Annotated in this window: 8 protein-coding genes and 1 riboswitch; of the genes, 3 read left to right on the top strand and 5 right to left on the bottom strand. The window is 36.8% G+C overall.

Annotation, left to right across the window (positions count from 1 at the left end):
• Positions 1–47: 47 nt before the first annotated feature.
• Together V7068_RS16980 and V7068_RS16975 are read left to right on the top strand one after the other, a co-directional pair.
• Positions 48–1,088, top strand: a complete 1,041-nt coding sequence (locus tag V7068_RS16980; RefSeq protein ID WP_127759614.1) for an acyltransferase family protein — start codon at positions 48–50, stop codon at positions 1,086–1,088.
• 235 nt (positions 1,089–1,323) lie between these two features.
• Positions 1,324–3,066: a B12-binding domain-containing radical SAM protein gene (locus tag V7068_RS16975; RefSeq protein WP_499713764.1), complete on the top strand. Its 1,743-nt coding sequence runs from the start codon at positions 1,324–1,326 to the stop codon at positions 3,064–3,066.
• Positions 3,067–3,114: 48 nt separating this feature from the next.
• Here V7068_RS16975 and V7068_RS16970 read toward each other — a convergent pair whose 3' ends face one another.
• Positions 3,115–4,461, bottom strand: coding sequence for a TrkH family potassium uptake protein (locus V7068_RS16970; RefSeq protein ID WP_499713766.1), 1,347 nt, complete (start codon positions 4,459–4,461; stop codon positions 3,115–3,117).
• A 365-nt stretch (positions 4,462–4,826) separates the two neighbouring features.
• Between V7068_RS16970 and V7068_RS16965 the strand changes: the two genes are divergently transcribed.
• On the top strand, positions 4,827–5,024 hold the full coding sequence (locus V7068_RS16965) for an alpha/beta-type small acid-soluble spore protein (RefSeq protein ID WP_499713763.1): 198 nt from the start codon (positions 4,827–4,829) through the stop codon (positions 5,022–5,024).
• A gap of 49 nt (positions 5,025–5,073) precedes the next feature.
• On the opposite strand, the gene V7068_RS16960 is transcribed toward V7068_RS16965, so the two are convergent.
• From V7068_RS16960 to V7068_RS16945, 4 genes are all read right to left on the bottom strand, one after another.
• Positions 5,074–6,234 (bottom strand): anti-sigma factor domain-containing protein, encoded by a 1,161-nt coding sequence (locus tag V7068_RS16960; protein ID WP_499713762.1) that lies wholly within the window; start codon positions 6,232–6,234, stop codon positions 5,074–5,076.
• Positions 6,231–6,971 (bottom strand): RNA polymerase sigma factor SigI, encoded by a 741-nt coding sequence (gene sigI, locus V7068_RS16955; protein ID WP_402918625.1) that lies wholly within the window; start codon positions 6,969–6,971, stop codon positions 6,231–6,233. The genes V7068_RS16960 and sigI overlap by 4 nt, the downstream gene beginning before the upstream one ends.
• A 268-nt stretch (positions 6,972–7,239) precedes the next feature.
• Positions 7,240–8,031 carry a TerC family protein gene (locus V7068_RS16950; protein WP_499713761.1) on the bottom strand — a complete coding sequence of 264 codons (792 nt, stop codon included), beginning with the start codon at positions 8,029–8,031 and terminating at the stop codon, positions 7,240–7,242.
• Positions 8,032–8,123: 92 nt separating this feature from the next.
• A riboswitch (yybP-ykoY riboswitch) is annotated at positions 8,124–8,224 on the bottom strand.
• A gap of 92 nt (positions 8,225–8,316) precedes the next feature.
• Complete coding sequence (locus V7068_RS16945) at positions 8,317–9,900, bottom strand: aldehyde dehydrogenase family protein (RefSeq protein WP_499713760.1); 1,584 nt, start codon at positions 9,898–9,900, stop codon at positions 8,317–8,319.
• Positions 9,901–10,003 lie beyond the last annotated feature (103 nt).

Raw genomic sequence — 10,003 nt, 5'->3', positions numbered from 1 at the left:
ATACAATAATTACCAATTAAATTCTATTCCACTTTTAAGGAGTGGCTATGCGACATCGCGATACTTATTTTGATAATGCAAAATTTATTTTGATAGCTTTTGTTGTTTTTGGACATTTACTTAATTCATATATTTATGAAAGCGAGATTATTCAAGCTTTATATAAAACAATCTATTCTTTTCATATGCCGGCCTTCATCCTTGTATCAGGATTATTTGCTAAAGGCTTTTATGAAAAAGGATACATTCTAAAAATCACCAAAAAATTAATTCTACCTTATATTATCTTTCAAGTGATTTATACGATTTACTATTATTATTTATATCAGCGCTCATCATTATCGGTTGACTTACTTGACCCGCAATGGTCTTTATGGTTTTTAATCAGCTTATTTTGCTGGAACATTATGTTACTCGGTTTTGCAAAACTTTCCCCTTTTATAGGCATTAGTTTATCGATTATTATTGCCTTATTAGTCGGGTATATTGATTCGGTTTCCAATTATTTAAGTTTATCGAGAACGTTTGTGTTCTTCCCATTATTCTTAATTGGCTATCATATTAGTAAAGAGAACTTAAAGCAGCTAACGAAACCAAGTATTCGAATGACATCATTTTTCATCATGCTGCTTGTTTTCATCGGTTTCTATGTATATCCTGATATTAATTACAAATGGCTGCTCGGTTCTAAGCCTTATTCAGAACTTGAAGAAGCAACGATTATTTCCATGTTTAAGCGGCTTGGTTTTTATGGTTTAAGTTTAATTATGGTATTTAGTTTCTTATCGTTAATTCCGCGTGGACAATACTTTTTCACAAACTGGGGAAAACAAACTCTCTATGTATATTTGCTTCACGGTTTCTTTATTAAATTCTTCCGCGAAAGTGAATTTCATAATTACTTTAATAACATGGAGTACTTCATCATACTCGTTGCCATTTCGTTTGTATTAACGACTATTCTTTCAAGTAACCTTGTAGGATCATTTGCTCAACCGATGATTGAATTAAAGCTATCTCGGTTTAAACAATTCAAGCAAAATCTCAAAGCTGGACGAACAAAACAGCATGAATCAACAACACATTAAGCATCTCTACGGAGGTGCTTTTATACTAGGCTATGTTAATAGACATTGATGCGATTTTCCGCTTAAATTTAATAAAGTCTAATCATAAAATTTCACATAACTATTCGTTGTCCAGTGTACGATGCAAGATTCATTTTTCAATCTCGTGCTGCTATGTTAAAATAAATGATTAGTGACTTAATTTATACAAGTGATTGTTTACGAAGGAGGCATTGCGTGTACACGCATTGTAATTATGAATACAATTATTACGACATTAAATGCAAAATATATCCATACATCTCTATCCATTCGCTATTTAAAAGCTTATGCAGAACCTGATTTTTCTGTTCAATTAGCTGAATATACGATTAAAGATCCTATCATGAACATTGTTGGTGACTTATATGCGAAGAAGCCAGATGTCATTGGCTTTAGCTGTTACATTTGGAATATTGAAGAAACGATGAAAGTCGTAGCTATGTTAAAGAAAATCAATCCAAATTTATGTATCGTTCTCGGTGGACCTGAAGTAACGTACGATGTTAGCGAATGGCTCGATCTCATTCCTGATGCAGATTTCATCGTTATTGGTGAAGGAGAAGTAACCTTTAAGGAATTATTAACAGAGCTAAGCGGTGAAAGAAACTTCAAAAGAATTGGTGGAATTGCCTACCGTCAAGATGGAAAGAAAATCATACAGCCACAAATTGGAAAAATCGATTTAAAGACGTTACCATCACCATATCGTTTCGAAGAAGATCGAGAGGCGCTTTCTAAACGTGTCGTCTATATTGAAACGAGCCGCGGCTGTCCGTTTAACTGTCAATTCTGTTTATCTTCTATTGAAGTAGGCGTTCGCTATTTTGATCGCGAAAAAATTAAAGCAGATATTCGCTACTTAATGGAGCACGGTGCCAAAACGATTAAGTTTGTCGACAGAACCTTTAATATTAGCCGAAGCTATGCAATGGAAATGTTCCAATTCTTAATAGACGAGCATCGACCAGGAACGGTTTTTCAGTTTGAAATCACGGCTGATATTATGAGACCGGAAGTGATTCAGTTTTTAAATGACCATGCACCAGCAGGTCTTTTCCGCTTTGAAATTGGTGTACAATCCACCAATGATCAAACAAATGATCTTGTCCAACGAAGACAAAATTTCGAAAAGCTGACAAGAACCGTGACAATGGTGAAGGAAGGACAAAAGATTGATCAGCATCTCGATTTAATTGCTGGTTTACCTGAAGAGGATTATTACTCTTTCCAAAAAACCTTTGATGACGTATTTGCACTAAGACCAGAGGAACTACAACTAGGCTTTTTAAAAATGCTGCGTGGAACAGGGCTGCGCATTCGCGCTAACGAACACGATTATATATACAGCGACCATGCCCCTTACGAAATTCTTGGTAATAATGTGCTATCGTTTGATGATATTGTACGCATTAAACAAGTGGAAGATGTATTAGAAAAATATTGGAATGATCACCGGATGGACTATACGATTGAGTATTTAATTCAGAACGCATTCCCCTCTCCATTCGATTTCTTCCAACAGTTCGGGACGTATTGGGATGAAAAAGGATGGTCTCGAATCGGACATCAGTTGGAAGACTTATTCCGTCGCTTACAGCAATTTTTAGCGACGAAAGATGAGATTGAAACAGATTTTGTTACCGGATTAATGAAATATGACTATTTAAACAGCCAGAAGTATAAACCGAGAAAAACTTGGTGGGAACCTTCTCAAAAACAAGAACGCAACTGGATCTATGAAGAAATCCTAGCAGATTCAACAAAGTTGGGTAAACACTTTGCTTCTCTGCAATTAAATGAAAAAGATTTGCGTAAGCATACAATGATTGAAGAACTTCCATTTGATTTAAATACGTATTTAACTACAGGTAAAATGGTGCGCCAATCCTCTGTTATGGTTGCTTATTTTGATCCTAGCGGAAAAGGCTCTACTATCTATTCATATACAACTAAATGATAAACAAAACCCCTTTTCATCCAGGCTGATGAAAAGGGGTTTCTTTACTTATCCTGTAATCACTCGTTCTTTTGGATAATGATAATTTTCCGCTACTTCTTTACGCCCCACACTGAATAATAAAGACGTAATCCCCACTCTACCAATAAACATCAAAATCATCAGAAGGCCTTTCCCCAATTCACTTAATTCAGGCGTAATTCCTAAAGACAAACCAACTGTTCCAAAAGCAGAGCATACTTCAAAAATAATCGCAGTTAATGTAAAATCTTCTGTAATCATTAAAATAAAAATACTGCTAATGCTGAGAAGTAAACCAACAATGAGTACAGCCATTGCCTTAAAAATATCATCAGGATGAATTTCTCTCTCAAACACTTTAATCGAACGTCGACCCCGTGCAAAGTTCCACACAAATAAAAGAAGAATAGCAACAGTCGTCGTCCGAATCCCCCCTCCAACAGAACTAGGAGAAGCACCGATAAACATCAGCAAACTGAGGAACAATAAAGTAGGCTCCGAAAAAGCTGTGATATCCATCGTAGTAAGCCCTGCACTTCTCGTTGTAGTAGACATAAATAAGGAATAAAATAAAGACTCATGCCAACTTTTATCTTGCAAGAAACCATTCCATTCCATTAATAAAATAAACAAAGTACCGGCGACTACTAGTCCAAAAAACGTAATGGAAGTTAACTTTGTAAACAAAGAAAATCGAAACTTAAATGTGCGTTTTCTTGACGTAAAAAATTCTCTTAATTCCATTAAAACAGGAAAACCAATCGCTCCTAGAATCAGTAAAATCATGACGACTGTTTGAACAAAATAATCATGTTGATACGGAACCATAGAAATGCCCGTAATATCAAAACCGGCATTTGTCGTTGCACTAATAGACATAAACAAGCCATTTAGCATCGCGCTTGCTAAGTCTGGCTCATATTTAAGAAACCATATTCCAAGAATAAGTGCACCTATAAATTCAATCACCAAAAAGATTTCAATAATTTGTTTTAATAATTTAACAGCACCTGATAATTGCATCTGATTTTGATCGGCCATAATTAATTGACGTTCTTTTAAACCGATTTTCTTGCCTACGATAAGCCAGAAGAAGGTTCCTAACGTCATAATCCCAATTCCGCCAAATTGGAGAACAAACATCAAAATAAAATAACCCGGAACCGTAAGCACTTCCGATACGTTAACAACCGATAATCCGGTTACACTAACGGCACTCACTGCCGTAAATAAGGCATCACTAAAGCTATATTCCACTTCTGGCTGAATCGCAATTGGGAGGCTAAGCAAGCCTGTGGAAATACTAACGGCAATAAAGTAATACCCAATAATGAGCTGAGCAGGAGAAAGCCTAGCCAATATTTTTTTAAACATAGTCATCTACACGTTCCCGTTCCTCTCGTTCTGTTGAAATTCTCTTCAAACATATGTAAAATACAGTTCCACTCAGTTAACATCCTCTTTATAGGATGCTGAGCGCATATCAAAATTATCAATTCTTGTCAAGTAATGAGTCTTCCGAGCCATTAACTTATTGAATTAAAATAATTTCTTAACCTAGTGTACCCGTTTTTCAACCATTTTCCAATCCTTCTCGACTTATTCCATTCCTTCAACTATAAGGTGCTCTTGCCAATAGAAAAGCAACCGCAACGCAACTAAAAAAAATTAATCTACTTATACTATGACTACAGCGGCAAATGCCACTGTATAACATATAAACTAAAGGAGATTATAACATGGCTAATAACAGCAGTAATAAATTACTTGTTCCTGGAATTGAACAAGCTTTAGAACAAATTAAATATGAAATCGCTTCTGAGTTTGGCGTTCAATTAGGATCTGATACGTCAGCACGTGCAAATGGATCTGTAGGCGGAGAAATTACAAAACGATTAGTGCAACAAGCTCAATCTCAGCTTAGCGGTAAATTTTAATACAATAGAATAACATGGCTAGAGCCCGGTCTTTGACCGGGCTCTTTCATTAATCATCCTGACGCTGCTTCTCTCTATCATTATTTTCTTTTTTATGATTACCCGCATTACCTGGATGAGGTTTCTCTTCTTTTTTTACTGGTTTATACAGTTGTTCTTTGCGTTGTTCCTTCTCTTTCTCTCGTTGCGCCTTTTGCCATTCTTTCTCTTTCTCTTGTTGCGCTTTTTGCCACTTTTTCTCTTTCTCTTGTTGCGCTTTTTGCTGTTCTTTCTCTTTCTTTCGTTGTTCTTGTTGCTGTTCTCTCTCTCTTTTTTTCAATACATGTTCTTTTTTTGATGAAGATGGCTTTTCTTTGTTAGACTTCTTCGTTTCTACTGACTTTTGATTATCCTTCAACACCGACTGACTAGAAGATTTCTCATTTATTGCTTTTTTTGTTTCCTGATTCGTTTGTAAAGGTTGAGCCGTCTTCTTCTCTTCAATCTTCTGAACAGGAGTATTCGTTATTTGGCTTTTCTCTTTTAATTGATTGTCCTCACTCGTTTGATTCTTCTTTTGCTGACTCTCCCGTTTTTGTTCAACATATTTCCCTGTTGAGAGCCCCTGTCTCTTCGCTTCATTACGCTCTTCTTTTGTCGCTTGAATAACTTGTACTTTTGTACGATTTATCGGCCATTGCTGTGATATATGCTGCAGCTCTTTATTCAATTGCTGATTGACCTTCTTACTCTTTTCGATCATGGTTGTGGAGACGACAATCTTCTGTGTAGAACCCTTCAAATAACCTAGTTCCTTTGTCTTGGCAACAATGTTTTCAGTCACTGTCGAAAGCTCCTTATTTTCCCATAAACCCAATTTATTCACGACACGCTTTCCTTCATCATTTAACCCTTTTAGTTCAATCACATCTAAATCATCATCTACACCTATTTCAACACTAGGATTTACATCAATCGTCATGTAAGCAGCTACATGAGTCGAGGGCTGAACAGCAATAATTGAGAAAAATAGAAGACAAGCAGAGGCAAACGTGCCAATAACGGCTATTTTCTTAGAAGAAATGGGAAACGTTCGTTCTACCGGAATAATTGTTACTTCATCACCAATTTCATACACTCCGTTATCTCGGTTTCTTCTGACAAACTCACCTTCTGGGGTCAACAACGTAATATGTCGTTTAGTCACTGATAGAACTATACCCTTTTTCACTGCTGAGTCACCCCTTCTATGTAATGCGATAAGTACACAAACTCTTCATTTAAAATGATACACATCGCAATAATATATTTACGATGTCGTTCAATCGTTTTTCTACTCACTCGTACTTTTTCCTCTAATTGTTTAATCGGAAGCCGTTTCTTCATGAACAAAAGTTCTCTTAGCTCCCCATCATCCATTAATGTCTTCGCAATAGAAATTGCTCCTAAACGAGCATCTATATGCTTTGGTGAATGATGAACTAATTCTTGAAAAGATAAGCCAAATTCCTGTAAACGACGATCATAAAGAAGAATTTCCTCTCTTCTTTTTAACGTCTCTTGCTCCTGTTCAAATGCCTGAATGGAATTTTGATCATCGAGAAATGAATCATCGCCCCCCTCTTCATTCCATGCAGACTCCAAAATCACTTCCTTATTTCTTGACTGACTTCTTAAATAATCAATGACTCGGCGCTTAATAATAACCTCAGCAAACGCAAGCAAAGACTTTCCTTTTTCACATGAATATTTATCAATTGCTTCATTGAAAGCAATCAGACCAATACTGTATTCATCATCTGATTCATGAATATATCGATTACAAACGCTTGAAACCGTTTTAGCAATAAAAGGCTTATAAGAATGGATCGTATCATTTCGAAGCTTCGTGTCACCTTGTTGAATTTTGATGACGCAATCTTCTAATGAACGTTTTTTCTTCAATGCTGTAAATAAAAAACCTATCATGCGTACATCTCACTCCTTTTGACCATTAAACATAAGGTCAATATATTAATCTTAAGCGGAGCAGATGTGAATCACAGTTTCAAAAGTCCTATTTTCAAAACAAACTCATATTTTTGTTATGTACTATAAGAAATAATACCCACTTTTCATATTGGGTGTTACCTCTTTATCCGAACTCCCTATAATAATACGAGATAGAAGATTTTTTTATGGGGATAATCGATTCATAAAAAAATCCAGGCGCCATATCAGACACCTGAATTATTATTTAGACTTCTTGTATTTGTTTGTCTTGTTTGTCTTTTTTGTCCTGTTTGTCTTTTTTTCCCGATAATAGAAAAGCTCCAACTGCAATTCCAAGTAACACAGTCCAGAAAATCGACTTCCATACAATGGATTCTGGGAAGTGTTCATTAATGACCCCTAATGACGGATGAGCAAGTGTATGAACGGCCAGCTTTACGCCAACCCAACCTACAATCAAAAAGGCTGCTGTTTCAAGGGATGGTCGTTGATGTAATACTTTCACGAACGCATTAGCTGCAAATCGCATGATAACTAAACCAATGATTCCACCTAAGAACATCACCGAAAACTGTCCGCCATCAATGCCGCCCACTTTGAACCATCCTGTTTCAGGAAGGGTTACCGCTAATGCTACAGCTGCAAGCATAGAGTCAATCGCAAAGGCAATATCTGCGAGCTCTACTTTTAAAACAGTCATCCAGAAGCCAGAAGTAGCTTTCGCTTTCGGCGCAACATCCAACTCATTCCCATAATACTTTTTATAAATATTATGACAAGCAATAAATAGTAAGTATAAGGCACCAATCGCTTGAATTTGCCATATATTAACCAAATATGTGATAAGAAACAAGCTAGCAAAGCGGAACACAAACGCTCCAAATAACCCATAGAATAACGCTTTTCGTTGTTGATCTTTTGGTAGGTGTTTAACCATGACGGCCATAACAACTGCATTGTCTGCGGCAAGAAGTCCTTCAAGGGCAATTAATACGAGAAGAACCCAGCCGTATTCCAATAATAGTGATGCATCCATTTACTTTTCCCTCCAATAGTTAGTATGTCTTTCCCCCTATCGGCATTCGGCAAAACAAAAAGACCTCTGCCGTAATAGGCAAAGGTCTTGCTGAACATGAAGTCATGTCAACAAAGCCGATGAATGTCTCCATTCATGTAATGACGACTTTGTTTTAGGGCGAACCCTAACGCTACTCCCCTTTGATTAAGGAAAAATCATATTTAATATATTAGTAGTATATAATATACCTTTCTATAACACAAGTATTTTTTAAACGATTGTGAAAAAATAGGGCAATTTTCCTTATTTATCCTTAAAATTCGATAATTTAAGTAATTGCCGATAGCTCTTTATAAAAGAAACCCAACTGATTTTCCTAGCGAAATACTGTTGAAAAAGCGAAAGGAAATGGGTATATTTCCCTTCATACGGGTACCATTGAATTTCAGCGGACTTTTTCCCTGAATCATGTACAATTGCTTTTTCATGACAAAAAATACGAAGGCCACCTTCACCATGATAGCTGCCAATCCCACTCTGCTTCGCACCGCCAAACGGTAAATGAGGATTAGCAACTGAAACAAGTACATCATTAATATTAACAGCCCCTGTCACTAATTGCGCCGCAATCCGCTTTGCTCTATGTTCATCAGAGGTCCAAACGCTTGAATTTAAACCGTATGCACTATCATTTGCAAGTTGAACTGCCTCTGCTTCTGTATCAAAAGGAATAACAGGCAGCAGAGGACCAAAAGATTCTTCATTAATTACTTTCATTGTATGATTCACATTTGATAAAAGTGAAGGTTGGATAAAACACGTACCTTGCTCCCATTCGTCAGGTGCGGTCCCTATTTCAAGCGTTGCTCCTTTATCAAGAGCATCCCGAATATGATCGGCTACAATATCCAATTGAGCAGGGAATGTCATCGAACCAATATCATCATGCGGCGAATCTCCCTGTTTTAAGGAAGCTACTTTCTTCTTCAATAGCGTCAGAAATTGTTCATAAATTGGACGCTCTATATAAAGTCGTTCAACGCTCATACATACTTGACCGCTGTTTGTAAATGCTCCCCATAAAGCTGCATTTACTGCCCGCTCTATGTTAGCATCTTGAAAAACAATCATCGGGTCTTTCCCGCCTAGCTCAAGTGTCGTCGGAATCAATTGTTTTGCCGCCACTTCTGCAATAATCTTTCCTGTTCGCACGGAACCTGTAAAGAAAATATAATCTGGCTTTTGTTCAGTAAGTACTGCTCCTAACTCTTTTCCACCATGAGCAAATTGAACAACTCCTTCTGGAAAACCAGCTTCTACAAATAATTCTTCTATCATTTTACCAACTAGAGGAGTTACTTCGGAAGGCTTCGCAATAACTGTATTCCCCCCAACAAGGGCTGAAATTATAGGCGTTACCGCTAGTTGAAAAGGATAGTTCCATGGAGATATCACAAGTACAGTCCCCCTTGGCATATACTCCACATATGATGTTTTCCCGATTAATAATAAAGGTGTTTTCATTTTTTGTCGTTTCAATAACTTTTCAGCATGCTTTTCAACATACAGCATAGTATCAAGCGTTGGCATTAAATCTGCCACAAGCGCTTCTGTTTTGACCTTTCCTGTGTCTTTCGAGATGATGTCAGCAAGCTTATCCATCTTGTCCACAATTAAAAGCCTTAGCTGCCGAATGTACTCGATTCTCTTCGAAATAGAAAGTGTTGACCACATATCAAAGGCCTTATGTGATTGTTCATATAGCTTAGGAATGGATTCAGGCGACGTTTCCTCCAGCTCAGCAATCTTCTCACCAGTTGCTGGAGCATATACATTCCACTTCATTTGTTGCTGCACCATGTATCCCTCATCCTCATCTGTCATCATTCATTTTAGCTCCATTATATAACGTTGTTCATATTATTAAAAAAATCAGCTATATATCCGCTACATAAGCTTATTGTATACAACATTTCACCATCACGCTATT

Source organism: Bacillus sp. JJ634 (assembly GCF_036962285.1).
In the GTDB taxonomy this organism is placed as follows: domain Bacteria; phylum Bacillota; class Bacilli; order Bacillales; family DSM-1321; genus Peribacillus; species Peribacillus asahii_A.
The sequence above is the reverse complement of the archived record's forward strand: the minus strand, read 5'-3'. Positions and strand labels throughout refer to the sequence as shown.